The following is an 18,815-nucleotide window of genomic DNA, read 5'->3' as shown; positions in this document are numbered from 1 at the left end:
GAGGAAATTAACTATGAACTGTGAAAAATGCAATCAAAATCAAGCAACAATCCAACTATATATGAATATTAACGGCAAGCGTGTAGAAATGCCGCTTTGTGCCTCTTGTTACGCAGAAGTTAGAAATCAAGCAAACTTTGGGGCAAATGAATTTCCAGGTGCTGGCGGTTCCCCGTTCGATGATATTTTCCGTCAACTAAGTGGCGCTGCAAACCAAGCAAGCCGTGAACAACAAAGTCAAAGAAACGCACAAGTACAAACACAAACTGGTGGCGCTGGAAACGGCTTACTAGATGAATTTGGAACAAACTTAACAGATATGGCGAAAAACGATCAACTCGATCCAGTAATTGGTCGTGACAAAGAAATTAAACGTGTCATCGAAATCTTGAATCGTCGTAATAAAAACAATCCTGTCCTTATCGGTGAACCAGGTGTTGGTAAAACTGCGGTTGTCGAAGGACTTGCAAATGCAATTGTCGCAGGTGAAGTTCCAAGTAAGTTAATGAACAAAGAAGTTATCTTACTAGATGTTGCTTCTCTCGTTTCTGGAACTGGAATCCGCGGACAGTTTGAAGAACGAATGAAACAATTAATTAAAGAATTACAAGAACGCAAAAACACCATCTTGTTTATTGATGAAGTGCACACAATTGTCGGCGCTGGATCCGCAGAAGGTTCAATGGACGCAGGAAATATTTTAAAACCAGCCTTAGCTCGCGGTGACTTACAAATGATTGGTGCAACAACGCTAAAAGAATATCGTACTATCGAAAAAGATGCTGCACTTGAGCGTCGTTTCCAACCAGTAACGGTGAATGAACCTTCTACCGAAGAAACACTTACTATTTTAAATGGCTTGAAATCCAAATATGAAGATTTCCATGAAGTTGTTTATTCTCCGGAAGCTTTAAAAGCAGCGGTTGAATTAAGCTCTCGCTACATTCAAGACCGTCATTTGCCAGATAAAGCGATTGATTTAATGGATGAAGTTGGTTCAAAATACAATCTATCTATTGAAAAATTGGATGAAAACACCGTTAGTGAACGTGTTGCTCGTTTAGAAGAAGAAAAAAACCAAGCCCTTCAAATGGAAGACTACGAAAAAGCAGCCAAAGTTCGGGACGAAATTACTCGACTTGAAGAAAATAAAACTAGTAACTCCTTTTCAGAACGGCCAGTTATTCAATCTTCTGATATTCAAGCGATTATTGAAGAAAAAACTGGTATTCCAGTAGGACGTTTACAAGAAGACGAACAATCCAAAATGAAAAACCTAGAAAGCAACTTAACCGGAAAAGTAATCGGTCAAGATGATGCCGTGAAAAAAGTAGCAAAAGCAATTCGTCGTAGCCGTGTTGGGTTAAAAGCTAAAAATCGTCCAATTGGTTCGTTCTTATTCGTCGGACCTACTGGTGTCGGAAAAACAGAACTTGGTCGCACACTTGCTCGTGAATTATTTGGTACAAGTGAAGCGATGATTCGTTTAGATATGAGTGAATTCATGGAAAAACACAGCGTCTCTAAATTAATCGGTTCTCCTCCAGGCTATGTTGGTCACGAAGAAGCTGGTCAATTAACTGAAAAAGTTCGTCGTAATCCTTATAGCATCATCCTTTTAGACGAAATTGAAAAAGCACACCCGGATGTACAACATATGTTTTTACAAATTCTAGAGGATGGACGTCTAACTGATTCTCAAGGACGCACAGTAAGCTTTAAAGATACAGTGATTATCATGACAAGTAATGCTGGTACGACTGATACAGAAGCTTCTGTTGGCTTTAATACAGCAACTGACAATAAACTTGAAAAAGGCTCAGATATCCTTGCAAAACTAGGCGCATACTTTAAACCAGAATTTTTAAACCGTCTAGATAGCGTTATTGAATTTAAATCTCTTGAAAAAGATGATTTAGTACAAATTATCGACTTAATGCTCGTTGACTTAAATTCAATGCTCGCACAAGAAGGAGTAACTATAGACGTTTCTAAAGAAGTTAAAGAACATTTAATCGAGCTTGGATATGACCCTAAATTTGGTGCTAGACCACTTCGCCGCACAATCCAAGAACACTTAGAAGATGCGATTGCCGATAGTTTAATTGATCAACCAGAAGCGAAAAAATTAAATGCCACACTAAATGACGATAAAAATATCGTTATAACTGAACAAGTAACAGTTTAATAAAAAAGGCTTGCGTTAACTTAAACGCAAGCCTTTTTCTAATGCAAGTAAATATTGCTTCTTATCAATGTCCGCTCCGTTATACCCACCAAGCGCCCCATCACTTTTCACACACCTATGACATGGAATAAGTATAGGAATAGGATTAGCGCGATTAGCTTGCCCCACTGCTTGCACTGCTTTTGGACTCCCAGCAGCTATTGCTATATCTTTATAACTAACAACTACCCCGTATGGAATTTCACTAAGTGCTTGCCAAACACGCTGTTGAAAAGGAGTTCCTTGCAAGAAAATTGGTAAATCAAATACTTCCCGCTCTCCTTCAAAATAACCTGCTAATTGTTCTAGAAGCTGCTGATATATTGCTATCTCGCCCTTCTCTCCCGCTAAAATTTCCCAATTAGTCGGCTCATCGTATGAAATCTTTGTAATATGCGCATCCTCTATTATGATAAACAACGTACCCACCGGCGAATCGCTTGTTTGTTTCAACATCTTCCATACTTCCCTCCGAATATGATATTGCTCTAAAGATAGCACTTCTTTTAATAATGCGCAAACGTATGTCATCGCCTATTAATATTTGATACCTTTTGTTATCGAACTGTTGGATATTCGTTACAGATTCTAGGGTAAAATAAAACAAGATATTTCCAACTTAGAATAGAAAGGAATGTTTTTTATGGAGCAAACCGAGGTTAAACGGGAAAGTTACTTCGATAATGCTAAGTTTATTTTAATTTTCTTAGTCGTATTCGGGCATTTTCTTCAAACATTTATTGCAGAATATGCTGGGGTTCGTGTCCTTTACATTTATATTTACACTTTCCATATGCCTGCCTTTATACTAATCTCTGGTTTTTTTGCTAAAAGTTTTGGTAAGCCAGGATATTTAAAAAAGACGATGAAAAAGTTAATTTTACCATATGTTTTTTTCCAACTAATCTACAGTATTTTTTACTATTTTCTTTTAAATAAGGAGAATCTTTCTATTAAATTTTTAGATCCAGAATGGTCGCTTTGGTTTTTACTCAGTTTATTTTTCTGGAATTTAATGTTGCTTGTTTTTTCAAAAATCAAACCTTGGAAGTCTGTGAGTATTGCGCTTTTATTAGGACTGGTTGCTGGATACTTTGATATTATTGGTGGTTATTTAAGTTTATCTAGAACCCTTGTCTTCTTCCCATTCTTCTTAGTAGGCTACTTTTTAAAAAAGGAACATTTTTACTTTCTTAAAACGCATATAGCTTCTATTATTGGGGGTATTTTCGTTGTATTATTACTGATTTTTATTACCATGCATCCGAATCTAAACGATAAATGGTTTTTAGGATCAAAACCATATGCTAACTTTGTCGAAGTGAAGTCGCTTGGTCTTTTCATTCGCGCGCTCGTCTACATGATTAGTTTTTGCTCTATCGCTGCTTTTTTCAGTTTTATCCCACAAAAAAGGTTATTTTTTACTAAATGGGGTAAAAATACGTTATATGTTTATTTGTTACATGGCTTCTTTATTAAGTTCTTTCGTGAAGGTGGCCAAACTGACTTTCAATATAGCCCGTCTACGTTTTTACTATTATTTGGAATTACTTTTGGTTTGACGGTGTTATTATCCAGCCGATTGGTAAAAACAGTTGTTCAGCCAGTGATTGAGCTTCGTGCTTCAATGCTCTATAACGTGTTTAGCCGATTAACAAAGCGGGAAAGTTATTAAACGTATAGATAGAAAAAGGAGGTTTTATTATGGGCTCAAGAAAGCCAGAAGTTATTATCGGATTAATTGGCTCCATCATTGGGATTGTAGTTGGTTTTTGGATTATTAATTATGGAGATTCAGTCACAGATTATATACAGACATTTACTTATTTACCAGGTGAACTAGGAAATGAGTTGGCAAATCTAGGGTGGATTACTTTAATTGCCTCAGTAGTTGCATTAATTGCTTCTCTCTTAATTAAATCAGCTCCTCGCGGTTGGGGTGTTATCTTAGTAGTTATCGGTATCGTTTTATTCTTTGTTATTGGTACTGCTTGGATTGTATCAGGTATCTTAATTACACTAACTGGTTTAATGGGAATTTTCAGAAGACCAATTCCAAAATCAAAATATTAATTATTATCCCCTAATCAAATTGGTTAGGGGTTTTTAATGCCAAAAAAATCCTTTCCGCGTTTTGCAGAAAGGATTTTATTTTAGCCAGTAATAATTTTTTCTTTTGGTAATCGAATAGCATTTTTAGGTTGATTTTTATTTCTTAAACTAAGCATCGAATACATGATGCCAACCCGTCCAATGAACATCAAGACGATAATAATTAATTTACCTGGGGTGGACAAATCAGGCGTCAAACCAACTGATAAACCTGACGTTCCAAACGCCGAGAACACTTCAAAAATAACTGAAATGAGCGAGGCCGTTTCTGTCTGCATAAGTATGACTATAGCAGAAATACTGAGAAATCCTGCAACAAGCGTGACGGCAAGCGACTTGCGAACATCTTCTTGATGCAATTCTCGCCCAAAAATATAAACATGTTTCCGACCGCGAATAACCGAATAAATAAATAAAATGGTAATCGCAAAAGTAGTCGTTCGTATCCCACCACCAACAGAACTTGGCGAAGCTCCGATAAACATCAAGAACGACACAAGTAAAAGGGTAGAAACTGAAAGCGCCCCGCTGTCCATTGTTTGGAGTCCAGCACTTCTGGATGTCGCCGATAAGAACATCGAGTTAAAGAAACCAAAGTCCCAACTTTTGCCACTAAAGAAGTGATTGTATTCAAACAACCAAATGAGTAAGCCGCCGACAATCAAAAGTACAAAATAAGTAAGTGTAGTCACCTTTACAAACAACGAAAAACGAAACGGTATTAGCGTATTTTTCTCAAATAAAAATCGTCTTGTTTCCAGTAAAACCGGAAACCCAATCGCACCAGCAATAATTAGTAATATCGAAATAAATTGGACAAAATAATCATTTGCGAATGGTATTAGCGATTTACCAGTAATATCCACACCAGCATTGGTAACAAGCGAAACTGAGTTATATAAACCTTGGAACATCGCTTCCCAAAAATTAGGATACAGCGGGATAAAATAAATCCCTAAAATCAACGCGCCCACTAATTCAATTCCAAAAATCAAGACAAGAATTTCGCGCAACATCCGAACCATTCCACTCATCGTAAATTGATTCGTATCTGTCATAATAAGTTGGCGCTGTTTCAGTCCAATCCGTCTCTTCAAAATCAAATAGAAGAATGTGCTAATCATCATAACACCCAGTCCACCAATTTGGAAAATCGCCATTAAGACCCAAATTCCAGCAGTACTATACGTCTGGCTAACATCTACTGTCGCAAGCCCGGTAACACTAACAGAACTCGCCGCTGTGAATAGAGTATCAATAAACGACACCTTAACCCCTTTTTGTAAAGTGAACGGCAAACTTAAGACGATAGTAGAAATCGTAACCGCAATAAAATAATACGCGATAATTACTTGAACGGGTGTCATACGCGCTAACACCAGTTTTAATCTTCTGCGCAATTTTACTTCTTGATCATATTCAAACTCTTTTGGTTTTCTTCTCTTTTTTTCTCGCAATGATATAACCACCCAAACCTATAATTATCATAACCGACCAGAATGTCAGCTTCCAAACCGCTGAATCCGGAAAATCTTCTGGAATAATTGCAACAGATGGATGTGCTAGCGTTAAGACCGCCATTTTCACACCTACCCAACCGACAATTAAAAACGCTGCTGTTTCAAGTGTAGGGTAACGCTCTAATAATTTAACAACTTGTGTGGCTGCAAAACGAATTACAACAAGTCCTGCAATACCACCAAGGAACATCACGATAAATTGTCCACCGTTCATTCCCCCAATATCAAAATTCCCTAAATCTGGTAAAGTAACAACAAGTGCTGCTGCAGCTAACATGGAATCCAGTGCAAAAGCAATGTCAGTCAACTCAACACGAGCAACTACACCCCAAAAGGAAGTTGATTTGGCTTCTGATGCTTCTTTGACTTCTTCTTGCTTACCTTTTTTAAGGCGCCACATATGCTTGATTGCTAAGTACAATAAATAAACCGCGCCGATAGCTTGTATTTCCCAAATTTTTACTAAAAATGAAATTAAAAATAGTGCAACAAAGCGGAAAACAAATGCACCAACTAACCCATAAAATAAGGCTTTTCGTTGTTTATCGTGCGGCAAACCTTTAACAATTACTGCCATAACTACGGCATTATCTGCGGAAAGAATTCCCTCGAGTACTACTAAAACGAGGAAAACTAACGCATATTCTCCCCAAATAGAAACATCCATTCCTCATTCACCATCCTTCTACTCTATCATAAAATTGTGTTTTCAGCATCTGGTTGTATGTAAAACCAGAAGTACACATTTGCACTTCTGGTCAGTTAAAATTATTTAGTTGTTTCTGTTTTTTTCTTACTACGGTAGGAAACGAACCATCCCCATAGAATAATCAGAATCATCACGCCCCAGAAAATCAATTTCCAAAGTGTTGATTCAGGGAAGCTGTGTGGAATTACGCCAAGACTAGGGTGTGCTAATGTATAAATAACTAGCTTCACGCCTACCCAACCAACAATTAAAAATGCGGCTGTTTCGAGACTTGGATAGCTTTTTAGTAATTTAACAAATTGAGTTGCTGCAAAACGGATAATAATTAGGCCAACAAGTCCACCTAAGAACATAATCGCAAATTGCCCGGTATCAATTCCCCCAATGTGTCCCCATCCTGTTTCTGGAAGCGTAATGGCAAGGGCTACTGCCGCAAGCATGGAATCAATCGCAAACGCAATATCTGCAATCTCTACTTTTAGAACTGTCATCCAAAAACCAGAGCCAGCTTTTTCCTTCTTCTCTTTTTCTCCGTCTTTTCCTTTTGCATGTTTCCAAATGTGACTAATCGCAATATATAGTAAATATGCGGCACCAAGCGCTTGAACTTGCCAAACGTTTGCCAAAAAGGAAATTAAGAATAATGCGCCAAAACGGAAAACAAAGGCACCCATCAATCCATAAAATAACGCTTTTTTCTGTTGTTTATCTGGGAGATGTTTTACCATAACAGCCATAACTACTGCATTATCCGCTGCTAAAATCCCCTCAAGACCGATTAGGACAAGTAATACCCATCCGTACTCTAAAATCATTGCTGTATCCACTAATTCTTTTCCTCCTTTGTTCTATTAAAATGTCAAAGATCTCCTATTTTGAAGAAACAAAAAAGCGAGACCTGCCCGTAAAGGCAAAGGTCTCGCTAACATTTAAAGTTAAATGTGATAAAACCGATGATATCTCTATCATGTAATGACGACTTTATCCTGATTAAAAGCTAATCAGCGCTACTCCCCTCTGACATTTGTCAAAGAACGATATATGATTACCTAGAGAATAATACCATGATTTAGAAGTTCTCGTCAACTAATTTTTCTCACAAACTTTTTAAACAGCCAAGTCTTTAGTTTTTGCGCTACTGGCTATTTTAATATTATGGATTGTGAATAGAATCACACCGATTAAACAAGTAAGAATTTCTGTTGTTGTTAAAGACCAAATCACGCCTATTAGACCAAAATAATGTTGTCCCAAAATAATCACTGGGATAAAAATAATTCCTTGTGAAACAGACATAATCGTAGCCGGAATAGCTTTCCCAATCGCTTGAAAAGTACTCGTAAAGAGACCAGTAAAACCACTGAATAGAGAAGAAATCAGCATCGCAACCATAATATGCACCCCAAGTGATATAACACTTTGATTTTCACTAAATAAATGCATCACTTGGAAACGGAAGATAAATACAAAACTAGAAATCACAAGCACAATCAAGCCAATACTAACAGCTGTAAACCGAATCGCTTTTTCAAACCGTGCAATATTTCCCGCACTAAAGTTATATGCTAAGAGTGGAATAATTCCCATATAGAGCCCCATACAAATAAACTCTGGTAACTGAACTACTCGTAGTGCCACCCCAAAACCTGCAACAACGCCTTCCCCGTAAATCATCGAATAATGATTTAAAACAAGTGTAGTAACAATCAAGAATAATGATAAAAGTAGTTCTGAAACGCCAATTTTAAAAACATTTTGAACGATTTCTTTCGTTGCTTTAAACCATTTAAACCGAATGGATAAATAGTCACTTTTTTTCTCCAAATACCAGGCATAATAAATAAGTGAAACCGTACTTGCAAGTCCAATTGAAACTGCAGCACCTACAACGTTAAAATTAAAATACAAAATAAGCAGTGGATCAAACACTAAATTTACAAGCGTACCAATAAGCATCCCATTCATAGAAATACGAGAAGCTCCCTCCGCCCGAACGACTTGCTCTAAAGCAAAGTTAGCAATAATAAAAGGACTACAAATTAGAAGCACCAATGTATAATTTTTCGTGTGTAAAAAACTTGTCGCGTCTGCTCCTAGAAAATGAGTAACTGGATTAATTAAAAAGCCTAATATAATCGCGCATATAATACCTAAAACCAAACTTCCATATAAAACAAAAGCCGATACTTGCTTCGCCTTAATCCCGTCTTCTTTCCCTAGTAAACGAGAAATGTACGTCCCGCCGCCAACACCAAACATATTCCCAATAGCCATTAAAATCGTAAACATTGGTAAACCGAGTGTCACAGCTGTTAACATCGACGTATCATGCAACAACCCTATAAAGAATGTATTGATAATATTATAAATGACCCCAACGGACATCCCAAGCATCATTGGAATAGATAAGTGAGCAATCGCTTTAGGAATGCTCGCTTTTGTTAAATAATAGTTATCTGAGTGTTTCATTTTAATTCCCCCTAAAAATTAGTTAGAACTCTAACTATATAGTTAAATTTTTTTAATCTGTCTGATCGTCAATTTTACTAAGTAGTTCAATAAAGGTTTTATACTCGTCAGCGGAAAGGATTTTCTTCGCTTTATCATCTTCTCGTGGGAAAGAGGCATTAAATTCATCCACAATATCTTTGCCTTCTTTTGTTAACGTAACGACTTTTTCTCGGCCATCACGAAGGCTTGGTTTGCGTGAAATTAATTGTTTTTTCTCGAGTCCTTGAATGAGGCTAGTGATACTTGCGCCACGTGTTTGGAAGATTCGCTGAAGATCTTTTTGGATTATTTCATTTGCAGCATTATCATTTAAAAATCCCAGAACTCTTGCTTGTTGTGTTGTCAGCCCAAACTGAGCTACTTTTGCGTCCATTTTTCGCTTGGATTTAATCATAATAGAACGAATTAATGTATCCATCGTCTTCTCTCTTCTCACGAGTATTCCTCCTTATTAATTAGAATTCTAACTAATTATAGCGCGTTTCAAAAAATTGTCAAGCAAAAAAAACAACCTATTTGCGAAAGTACAAATAGGTTGTAGCTATTATAGTAATGAAGTTAACTCAATATCTGGATTTTTATCATTAAACCAATTAATCGCGAATTCATTTTCGAATAAGAATAGCGGTTGGTCAAAACGGTCTTTCACTAGCATACTTCTAGCGGTAGATAGTTTTTCATCCGCATCTTCTTCTTTCACCCAACGAGCGATTTTTTTACCGATTGGCTCCATCCGGATTTCAGAATTATATTCGCCGCGCATTCTGTGTTCGAATACTTCAAATTGCAACTGACCAACAGCCCCAATAATGTATTCTTCCGTACGCCACGTTTTAAATAATTGAATCGCACCTTCTTGAACAAGTTGCTCTACGCCTTTATGAAAGTGTTTTTGCTTCATTACATTTTTTGCATAAACACGCATAAATAATTCGGGTGTAAACTGAGGAAGTTTTTCAAATTCGAGTTTTTTACTGCCATTCGTTATCGTATCGCCAATTTGGTAATTACCCGTGTCGTACAAACCGATAATATCACCAGCTACCGCACGATTAACAGTTTCCCGGTCATCCGCCATAAACTGCGTTGAGTTCGCAAGCTTCATACTTTTCCCAGTTCGCGTTAATGTAACGTTCATGCCGCGTTCAAATTCGCCTGAACAAATTCGAATAAAAGCAATCCGGTCCCGGTGAGCAGGGTTCATGTTCGCTTGGATTTTAAAAATAAAGCCAGAGAACTTCGGATTATCAGCTTCAATCACACCTTCATTCGATTCATGGCTTGAAGGAGATGGCGCAAAATCAACAAATGTACGTAAGAAAGTTTCTACCCCAAAGTTAGTTAAGGCACTTCCGAAAAATACTGGTGTTTGCTCACCCGCAATAATGCGTTCCCGACTAAAGTCATTTCCCGCTTCGTCTAACAGCATAATTTCTTCCAATGCTTGATCGTAATAAAGTGATTTTTGAATAGCGTGTGCTTCCTTCAAATCTCCATCTTCCCCAAGTGGTAAGAAACGTTCATCTTCTTCTGAGCGATATTGCTCAATAACGCGATGATAGCGGTCATAAAGTCCAGCTAATTCTTTTCCCATACCAATTGGCCAGTTCATTGGATAAGATTCAATACCCAAAACTTCTTCTAATTCAGCAAGTAGTTCTAGTGGCATTTTTCCTTGACGGTCCATTTTATTAATAAAAGTAAAAATTGGAATTCCGCGCATCCGACAAACTTTAAACAGTTTTAGCGTTTGGGCTTCGATACCTTTCGCAGCATCAATAACCATGACAGCACTATCAACCGCCATTAAGGTCCGGTACGTATCTTCACTGAAGTCAGAGTGCCCCGGTGTATCCAAAATATTAATTCTTGAACCATTATAATCAAACTGCATCACAGAACTCGTTACCGAGATTCCACGTTGTTTTTCAATTTCCATCCAGTCACTTGTCGCAAACTTGCCAGATTTCTTTCCCTTTACAGTCCCAGCTGAACGGATAACGCCACCGAATAATAGTAATTGCTCAGTAATCGTCGTTTTCCCAGCATCCGGGTGAGAAATAATCGCAAACGTTTTGCGTGAAGCAACTTCTTTTTGCAAATCTTGACTCATTGTTATTTTCCTCCTAGATTCATTCACATTCCATTAGTATAGCATAACTAGGAGAATTTCGGCTGTTTTTTTATTCAAAAATTATTTTGTTTGTCGTTTCATTAAGACGACAGATAAAATGCCAAAAAGCACTGCAAAGACGCTTAAAATCAGCAAACTTACTCCTGTCGTTACTGTTTTATCACCCCAATAAATAGTAATACCAATCATTTCTTTTGTCGCATCCATCGCCTCAGTATTACCTGCGAAAACTTGTTGTAAAGGCTCTTTTGTCATGATTTCACGAATAGTAGACGCCCCGTATGTGAAAGGAAAACATTTCATCGCCGATTGAACCGCAGCAGGAAGCGAACCAATCGGCAAATAAATTCCAGCAATAAAACCGATAACAGTTCCAACAATAGTCGAAACCGAACTAAAGGCGCTCGCTTTTTTCACTAGGCTTGCGATAAAAAACATAATGCTACTACAACATAGAACATTAATTAAAATAATGCCGATTAAACTAACCCAACTTTCAAGCGGTAAAAACGCTCCTCCTGTTAACCAGATGTACATTTCACCAACAAAAAGAGTGATAATTGACAAAACAAATGAAGCAACTAAACCACTAACGATGTAGCTTGCGACAATTCGCCATCTGGAAGCTGGAGTTATTGCAAAACTTCTAGCAATGCTCTCCTCTTCATCGTGCACTTTTAATGAGAAAACAGCTAAAGAAACAGTGACCGGCGTAATAGACAAAATCCCCGCAATTACCCACGTATTCACTAATTCCTGTATTCCAATCGTTTTTCCAGAAGCCTGTTTAAACATTTCTTCCATATTATTTCCTAAAAAAATGGCATAGAGTCCGATAATAATTAAAATCGTGAGTAACGACATAAATACCGCAGTTCTATCACGAAAATAGATTTTTAAATTACGACTAATCATTTGAATCCTCCTTAATCATCGAGATAAATGCATCATCAAGATTTCCTTTTATTACTTCAAAAGAACTATAAAGTCCCGCTGCTTGATTCAAAATAGCCAAAATTCCGATATTTTCATCTATTACGTCAACACGTATCGTTCCTTTTGACACTTTATAAGGTAAATTTGCCTTTTCAATAATTACCTGAAGTTCTTCCACATTTGCATCGTAAAAAAAGATTTTATCTACTGAAAAACGACTTCTAATATTAGCGGGGGTGCCTTGAGCGATAATATTCCCCTTATGAATAACTGCCAGCTGATCCGCGTCCTTCGCTTCTTCTAAATAATGCGTCGTTAAAAACACCGTCATGCCGAATTCTTCTCGCAAATAATCAATAATCTTCCAAACGCTCACTCGAGTTTTCGGATCCAGCCCAGTAGTCGGTTCATCGAGTAGTAAAATTTCTGGATCATGCATAATAGCCCTAGCAATTTCAGCTCGGCGTTTTTGTCCCCCTGATAGTTTTTCAAAACGGCGATTTAAGATATCCTCAATTCCCATAATAGAAGAAACAAGCTCTAAACGTTCGGTAATTTCCGCTTTTGTTTTTCCATATAAACTGGCACGATTATACAGATTCTCACGCACGGTAAGTAAATCGTCCAACACGTTTTCTTGAAAAACAACGCCCAACTTTTGTCTGAAATTTTTCCTATTTTTAAAGGTCAATTTTTCATCGTCAATAAAAATTTCTCCAGATGTTGGCTCGCTTTCTGTGCAAATCATGCTAAGCGTAGTCGATTTCCCCGCCCCATTCTCACCTAAGAAAGCAAACAACGAACCTTTTTCAACTTCTAAATTAATGCCTTTAACTGCTTCTACTTTTCCAAACGTTTTAACTACATTCGTTAATTTTATCATTTTGTCTCCCTTTCTCGCATTTCTGCTAGTTTTTGGTTAATTTCATTACTAAATTTCGCATCTCTAAAACTGAAAAACAGATGCATTACAAGAAAAGTCACGCAAATAAAGCCAAAAATAATCATAAATCCAGTTAATGAATGATACCAATCAAACAACCAACCAAGACCTAAAATTGCTGCGCTAATAAAAAAGAAAAAAACAAGTAAACGGACATAAAAAGCAAATTTCGTTTTTATCGAATTATTGAAAAGTAATTGCTGAACAAAAGTAGTAATAACACTAAAACCTAGCATAGTAAAAATATCGCGAATAGCTATCGTTTCAGATTCTCCAGTTGAGATATAGGAACAAATCATCGTGATAATTGCAGCTGTGAAAATAATACACGCTGATTGAATAAATTGAATTAATTTTGCGCTCATTTGCCCTTCCCTCCCAAGTTTAATTTTTGCTTTAAGATTTTGGCATATTGCCTAGAAATAATCACTTTTTCTCTATTAAAAAGGCTAGCTTCAAATTTCCCGTGGAAGCCAGGCGCAATTTTTTCAATCCATTCGATATTTAAAATCATGGATTTCGAACACCTGAAAAAGGAGCTATCTTTAAATTTTTCTTCCAACTCGTATAACTTCCAAGTAGTTTCATATACGTCTTTTTCTGTATACACAAAAATTTTACTTTCTACAGCCTCAAAATATAAAATTTTTCTTTTAGCGATTAAATATGTCACTCCGTCTTTTTTGACAGAGATTTTCTCGGTTTGCTCTTCTAGCCCCATCACTATTTTAGTTACTTCTTCCAGATTATTTGGGTGGCAATATATGTCTACTTCGCCAATCGCTAAATTATTATTTTGCTTTACATGGAAATTCATCTGGTTGCCTCCCTTTTTTCTTTTTATTATAAACGCTACACTAAAAACTACAAGTTGATTTCTGTAACTTGCAAATTAACCTCCCTAAGATGCAAAAAAACTCGGTAGCGGATTATTCACTACCGAGTTTTACTATTTATTTTACTGCTGCAACAAGCGCTTCAACTTTGTCCTCAAACTCTTCTGGTTTCATTTTTGATGGGAAACGTTCAACAACTTCGCCATTTTCATCAATGAGGAATTTGGCAAAGTTCCATTCAACTTTTTTGCCTCCAGTTTGTTCAGTTAAATATTTATAAAGTGGGGCAGCGTCTTTGCCTTTCACTTTAATTTTAGAGAACATTTGGAAAGTCACGCCGTAATTCATTTGACAAAATTCTAAAATCTCTTCGTCACTACCAGGATCTTGACGTAAAAACTGATTGCACGGGAAACCAAGGATTTCAAAGTTATCTCCGCCAAGTTTTTTATACATTTTTTCAAGACCTTCCAGTTGAGGTGTTAAACCACATTTGCTCGCTGTGTTGACAATGAGTAAAACTTTGCCTTTATAGTCACTTAATGCTATTTCTTTACCATTCATTGCTTTTTCAGAAAAATCATGGACATTCATGTAGAATTCCTCCTATTTCAATATATTCGAAAATAAATAAGCATAAACTAATTTTTCTGTATGATAGAGTGAATCGCGGTGTGTTCGTTCGTATGCATGGCTAGCATCAATTCCCGGGCCAATTAAACCATGAACGATGTCATTACCAGAGTTAATCGCCGCACTCGCATCTGATGCATAAAACGGATAAATGTCTACTTTATAATCAATATTATTCTTCTTAGCTAATTCAACTAAATGTTTGCGCAAACCTAGATGATAAGGACCACTGCCATCTTTAGCACAAATAGAAACAGTGTATTCATCAGAAGTTTGACCATCACCAAGCGCTCCCATGTCGACAGCTAAATATTCCACTGTTTCAGCTGGGATATTTGAATTACCACCATAACCAATTTCTTCATTATTAGAGATAAGGAAATGAGTTGTATGTGGTAGCTCTAATTTATTTTCATGAATATGGTTAATGAGTTGTAATAAAATCGCGACACTTGCTTTATCATCCAAATGGCGAGATTTAATATACTCATCATTAATAATTTGGACGCGTGGATCAAAGGAAACAAAATCACCAACTTCTATTCCAAGAGCGCGAACTTTGTCAGCATCTAGCGCTTTTACGTCTAAACGAACTTCCATATTTTTATCATTGCGTTCAGCCGTACCAGCGTCTTTATATACGTGAACGGAGGTTTGATGCATAAGAATTGTTCCGCTATATAAATCGCCTTCGCTAGTTTCAATCGTACAATATTCGCCTTCAATCGCATTAAAACGATAGCCACCAATTAAAGTTAATAGTAATCTTCCATCTGCTTTGATTTCTTTTACCATCGCGCCTAACGTATCAACATGTGCCGTTAGCATACGATGTTTGGAGTCATCTTTTCCTGGTAGAGTTACAATTAATCCGCCTTTATTGTTCAATTTATATGGGATGTTAGAAGCTTCTAAATCCCTCACTAGTTTTTCAATGATTTGCCCTGTGTTCCCTGTCGGACTAGGGATAGAAGTTAACTCTTTAATTTTTTGCATCGTTTGTGTTGTATTTGGTTCGTAACTCAAAAATATTCCTCCTTTAGTTCGCTTTATTCTATTATATTATAGCGCTTATCTTCACCTAACGCATTTCTTAAGATTAATTTTTTTCCAAATCAGTCCTTTTATATGCTATAATTCGGTAGACGAAAAGGGAGGGAATTTTTTGGAACAAACAAAAGTAAAAGCCGTTACCATCGCCGTATTTGTCGCAACATTTATGGCAGCTATTGAAGGTACCATCGTGAGTACTGCGATGCCAACGATTGTAAGTCAGTTGGACGGCATAGAGTTAATGAACTGGATTTTTTCTGTTTATTTACTAACATCAGCAGTGACGGTTCCTATTTACGGAAAACTGTCTGATTTGTATGGACGAAAAAATATCTTTGTAATTGCGACAATTATTTTTATCATTGGTTCATCACTTTGTGGATTTGCACAAAATATGGAGCAATTAATTATTTTTCGCGCGATTCAAGGTATTGGAGCAGGCGGGATTTTACCATCTACTATGACGATTATCGCAGACGTCTACCCATTTGAAAAACGAGCAAAAGTACTTGGCTTCATGGGTTCTGCTTGGGGTATTGCAGGTGTTTTCGGGCCGCTCGTTGGTGGATTTTTAGTAGACCAACTTTCTTGGCATTGGATTTTCTTTATTAATGTGCCAATCGGACTTCTAACTATCTTACTTATTTTGCTTTATTTACGTGAAGAGGTCGAACGAGTAAAATTACCAATTGATTATCTTGGGGCCTCATTATTTACTGTAGCACTTTTAGGATTATTATTTGCATTACAGCGTGCTGGAGAGTCCCTCAACTGGACAGAACCGCTCGTAGTCATTCTTTTTGCCGTTTCGATATTATTATTTGTTGCTTTTTATTTTGTCGAAAAACGTGCCAAAGATCCGATTATGCCATTTGTTTTATTTAAAAATCCAGTTGTTTTAATTGGAAACTTAATTGGTTTTCTAATTAGTGCCTTTTTAATTGGTATTAATGTTTATATTCCAATGTGGGCGCAAGGAATGCTTGGCCACGGAGCCACAATTGCTGGATTTATGCTTGCACCACTTTCCGTCACGTGGATTATCGGTTCATTTATAGGCGGAAAGCTTTTAATGACACTAGGAAATCGCCATACAGTCGGAATCGGCGTATTAATAACAGCTGCAAGTGGACTTATTTTAGCTTTATTCCCAGCTTCTACAAATGACATCTTCTTCTATTTAAATAGTGCCTTTATGGGATTTGGATTTGGGATTATTTTTACTACTACAACTGTAACCGTCCAAGATGCTGTACCGAGATTCCAAACTGGTATTGCTACTGCTTCCAACACACTATTTAGAACTGTTGGTCAAACGATTGGTGTCGCTGTCTTTGGAACTATTTTCAACTCCGTATTAACCACACAATTCCGTGCAGCAGCTGGTAGCGAAGTAAATCGTAGTAATTTAAATCAGCTAATCAGCCCACAAACTTCAGGTAATGTTAATCCAGATCTAGTCGAACCGCTTAGAGATATTTTATATAGCGGACTCCACATGGTATTCTGGGTAATGTTTGCTTGTTGTATCGTTAGTTATTTTATCCATTTCATTTTACCGAAAAAACATATTTCTGGTGAAAATTAAAAAAAGGATTGGCTCCTTTGAGCCAATCCTTTTTTGTTAGATTGTTTTTTTATATTTTAGTACTGCAAAGATATAAGCTACGACTGTAATACCAACACACCAGGCAAGTGCAATCCAGATTTCATTACCAACGGACCCTGAATATAACAATGCTCGAATTGTATTTACAATAGAAGTTACTGGTTGATTTTCCGCAAATACCCGAACCGCAGTTGGCATCGTATCAGTTGGAACGAAAGCAGAACTTATAAAAGGCAAGAAAATCAGTGGGTAAGAAAAAGCGCTCGCCCCGTCAACCGATTTTGCAGTCAAACCAGGAATAACAGCCACCCAAGTTAAAGCTAGCGTGAAAAGTAGCAATATCCCAGCTACAGCAAGCCATTCTAAAATCCCAGCAGATGACCTAAATCCAATTAATAAAGCAACTAGAATAATCAAAACAACTGAAATTGCATTAGAAACTAAAGAAGTTAAAACATGTCCCCATAATACAGAAGAACGACTAATTGGCATAGAATGAAATCGTTGGAACAGCCCTTTTTGCACATCTGTAAATAATCGTACTGCCGTATAAGCTATCCCACTTGCAATTGCCATTAAAATAATCCCTGGTAACAAGTAATCAACATAATTATCTGTTCCTGTTTGAATCGCTCCACCTAGTACATAGACGAACATCAACATAATCATAATGGGTATAATTGCTACTGTAATAATTGTATCTGGACTACGCAAAATGTGACGCATCGAGCGACCAAACAAGATTCTTGTATCGCGAATTGCTTTCATTTTACTCCCTCCTTACCATTAATAATTGCTAAGAAAATTTCTTCCAGTGACGGTTGTTTCTCGACATATTCAATTTCAGCAGGTGGGAACAATTTTTTAAGTTCCTCTAAAGTACCATTTGCAATAATCGTTCCGCCGTGAAGGATTGCAATTCTATCAGCAAGTTGCTCCGCTTCATCTAAATACTGTGTCGTCAGTAAAATAGTAGTTCCTCCATCAGAAAGAGCTTTAATCGTTTTCCATACCTCAATCCGTCCTTCTGGATCAAGACCTGTCGTCGGTTCATCAAGAAAAATCACATCCGGAGATCCCACTAAACTCATTGCAATATCAAGACGTCTCATCATCCCGCCTGAATATGTGTCTGCTCTTCGGTCTGAAGCTTTTTCTAAACCAAAACGTGCTAGTAAATCTTTGGCTGTTTGATCAGGATTTTTTTCTCCTCGTAATTTTGCAATGAGTAAAATATTCTCACGACCAGTTAGTAAACCATCTACTGCAGCAAATTGTCCTGTAAGACTAATATGCTCTCTCACTTTCTCTGGTTCTTTCGTAACATCTAACCCAGCAACACTCGCTTTTCCATTATCTGCTTTCAAAAGTGTAGTTAAAATTTGAATAGTCGTTGTTTTCCCAGCACCGTTAGAGCCAAGTAAAGCAAAAATCTCACCGCGCCTTACTCCAAAATCAACGCCCTTTAAGACTTCGTTTTTTTTGAAAGACTTTCTTAACCCACTAGCTTCAATCATCCATTCGTTCATTTGAACTCACCCTTCCTTCCAATTTCCTATTTTATTTCACTACTTAGTATCACGGGTATTCTG

At 37.0% G+C, this 18,815-nt stretch carries 19 protein-coding genes and 1 riboswitch; of the genes, 4 read left to right on the top strand and 15 right to left on the bottom strand.

The features are described from left to right. The first annotated feature begins 13 nt into the window (after positions 1-13). A complete protein-coding gene (locus PQQ29_RS05335) occupies positions 14-2,188 on the top strand; it encodes an ATP-dependent Clp protease ATP-binding subunit (RefSeq protein WP_185625206.1) in 2,175 nt (724 codons plus the stop codon). Between the two features lie 15 nt (positions 2,189-2,203). Here PQQ29_RS05335 and PQQ29_RS05330 read toward each other — a convergent pair whose 3' ends face one another. Next, complete coding sequence (locus tag PQQ29_RS05330; RefSeq protein WP_010990711.1) at positions 2,204-2,683, bottom strand: methylated-DNA--[protein]-cysteine S-methyltransferase; 480 nt, start codon at positions 2,681-2,683, stop codon at positions 2,204-2,206. Between the two features lie 187 nt (positions 2,684-2,870). On the opposite strand from PQQ29_RS05330, the gene PQQ29_RS05325 reads away from it, so the two are divergent. Together PQQ29_RS05325 and PQQ29_RS05320 are read left to right on the top strand one after the other, a co-directional pair. Further along, positions 2,871-3,902: an acyltransferase family protein gene (locus PQQ29_RS05325; protein WP_160463998.1), complete on the top strand. Its 1,032-nt coding sequence runs from the start codon at positions 2,871-2,873 to the stop codon at positions 3,900-3,902. 29 nt (positions 3,903-3,931) lie between these two features. Further along, on the top strand, positions 3,932-4,300 hold the full coding sequence (locus PQQ29_RS05320) for a DUF4064 domain-containing protein (protein ID WP_003761515.1): 369 nt from the start codon (positions 3,932-3,934) through the stop codon (positions 4,298-4,300). An 80-nt stretch (positions 4,301-4,380) separates the two neighbouring features. On the opposite strand, the gene PQQ29_RS05315 is transcribed toward PQQ29_RS05320, so the two are convergent. The 12 genes from PQQ29_RS05315 to PQQ29_RS05260 all read right to left on the bottom strand — a co-directional run bounded on the left by PQQ29_RS05315 (position 4,381) and on the right by PQQ29_RS05260 (position 15,587). Beyond that, entirely contained in the window at positions 4,381-5,706 is a 1,326-nt protein-coding gene (locus PQQ29_RS05315; RefSeq protein ID WP_072218577.1) for a TrkH family potassium uptake protein, read from the bottom strand. A gap of 52 nt (positions 5,707-5,758) precedes the next feature. Continuing rightward, positions 5,759-6,526 (bottom strand): TerC family protein, encoded by a 768-nt coding sequence (locus tag PQQ29_RS05310; protein WP_003732442.1) that lies wholly within the window; start codon positions 6,524-6,526, stop codon positions 5,759-5,761. 101 nt (positions 6,527-6,627) lie between these two features. Next, on the bottom strand, positions 6,628-7,395 hold the full coding sequence (locus tag PQQ29_RS05305; protein ID WP_003761503.1) for a TerC family protein: 768 nt from the start codon (positions 7,393-7,395) through the stop codon (positions 6,628-6,630). A 97-nt stretch (positions 7,396-7,492) separates the two neighbouring features. After that, positions 7,493-7,596, bottom strand: a riboswitch (yybP-ykoY riboswitch). A 79-nt stretch (positions 7,597-7,675) separates the two neighbouring features. Continuing rightward, on the bottom strand, positions 7,676-9,037 hold the full coding sequence (locus PQQ29_RS05300) for an MATE family efflux transporter (RefSeq protein ID WP_187984073.1): 1,362 nt from the start codon (positions 9,035-9,037) through the stop codon (positions 7,676-7,678). 52 nt (positions 9,038-9,089) lie between these two features. After that, a complete protein-coding gene (locus PQQ29_RS05295; protein ID WP_003761496.1) occupies positions 9,090-9,515 on the bottom strand; it encodes a MarR family winged helix-turn-helix transcriptional regulator in 426 nt (141 codons plus the stop codon). Between the two features lie 108 nt (positions 9,516-9,623). Beyond that, positions 9,624-11,192 carry a peptide chain release factor 3 gene (locus PQQ29_RS05290; RefSeq protein WP_003727054.1) on the bottom strand — a complete coding sequence of 523 codons (1,569 nt, stop codon included), beginning with the start codon at positions 11,190-11,192 and terminating at the stop codon, positions 9,624-9,626. Between the two features lie 81 nt (positions 11,193-11,273). Further along, positions 11,274-12,128, bottom strand: coding sequence for an ABC transporter permease (locus tag PQQ29_RS05285; protein ID WP_187984072.1), 855 nt, complete (start codon positions 12,126-12,128; stop codon positions 11,274-11,276). Next, on the bottom strand, positions 12,121-13,032 hold the full coding sequence (locus tag PQQ29_RS05280) for an ABC transporter ATP-binding protein (protein WP_010990706.1): 912 nt from the start codon (positions 13,030-13,032) through the stop codon (positions 12,121-12,123). The genes PQQ29_RS05285 and PQQ29_RS05280 overlap by 8 nt, the downstream gene beginning before the upstream one ends. After that, complete coding sequence (locus tag PQQ29_RS05275) at positions 13,029-13,457, bottom strand: DUF3021 family protein (protein WP_003771228.1); 429 nt, start codon at positions 13,455-13,457, stop codon at positions 13,029-13,031. The genes PQQ29_RS05280 and PQQ29_RS05275 overlap by 4 nt, the downstream gene beginning before the upstream one ends. Further along, positions 13,454-13,909 carry a LytTR family DNA-binding domain-containing protein gene (locus tag PQQ29_RS05270; protein WP_033533200.1) on the bottom strand — a complete coding sequence of 152 codons (456 nt, stop codon included), beginning with the start codon at positions 13,907-13,909 and terminating at the stop codon, positions 13,454-13,456. Before PQQ29_RS05270 ends, PQQ29_RS05275 begins: the two co-directional genes overlap by 4 nt. 136 nt (positions 13,910-14,045) lie before the next feature. Continuing rightward, positions 14,046-14,522 (bottom strand): glutathione peroxidase, encoded by a 477-nt coding sequence (locus tag PQQ29_RS05265; protein ID WP_003761481.1) that lies wholly within the window; start codon positions 14,520-14,522, stop codon positions 14,046-14,048. Positions 14,523-14,534: 12 nt separating this feature from the next. Then, positions 14,535-15,587 carry a M42 family metallopeptidase gene (locus PQQ29_RS05260; RefSeq protein WP_010990702.1) on the bottom strand — a complete coding sequence of 351 codons (1,053 nt, stop codon included), beginning with the start codon at positions 15,585-15,587 and terminating at the stop codon, positions 14,535-14,537. 139 nt (positions 15,588-15,726) lie between these two features. Between PQQ29_RS05260 and PQQ29_RS05255 the strand changes: the two genes are divergently transcribed. Beyond that, the gene (locus tag PQQ29_RS05255; protein WP_010990701.1) at positions 15,727-17,202 is read left to right on the top strand and encodes an LM6179_1298 family efflux MFS transporter; all 1,476 of its coding nucleotides are present in this window, start codon (positions 15,727-15,729) and stop codon (positions 17,200-17,202) included. Positions 17,203-17,238: 36 nt separating this feature from the next. Here PQQ29_RS05255 and PQQ29_RS05250 read toward each other — a convergent pair whose 3' ends face one another. After that, the gene (locus PQQ29_RS05250) at positions 17,239-17,991 is read right to left on the bottom strand and encodes an ABC transporter permease (protein WP_003761478.1); all 753 of its coding nucleotides are present in this window, start codon (positions 17,989-17,991) and stop codon (positions 17,239-17,241) included. After that, positions 17,988-18,752, bottom strand: coding sequence for an ABC transporter ATP-binding protein (locus PQQ29_RS05245; protein WP_033533201.1), 765 nt, complete (start codon positions 18,750-18,752; stop codon positions 17,988-17,990). Before PQQ29_RS05245 ends, PQQ29_RS05250 begins: the two co-directional genes overlap by 4 nt. Positions 18,753-18,815: the final 63 nt, after the last annotated feature.

This window comes from Listeria innocua (assembly GCF_028596125.1).
GTDB lineage: Bacteria > Bacillota > Bacilli > Lactobacillales > Listeriaceae > Listeria > Listeria innocua.
The sequence above is the reverse complement of the archived record's forward strand: the minus strand, read 5'-3'. Positions and strand labels throughout refer to the sequence as shown.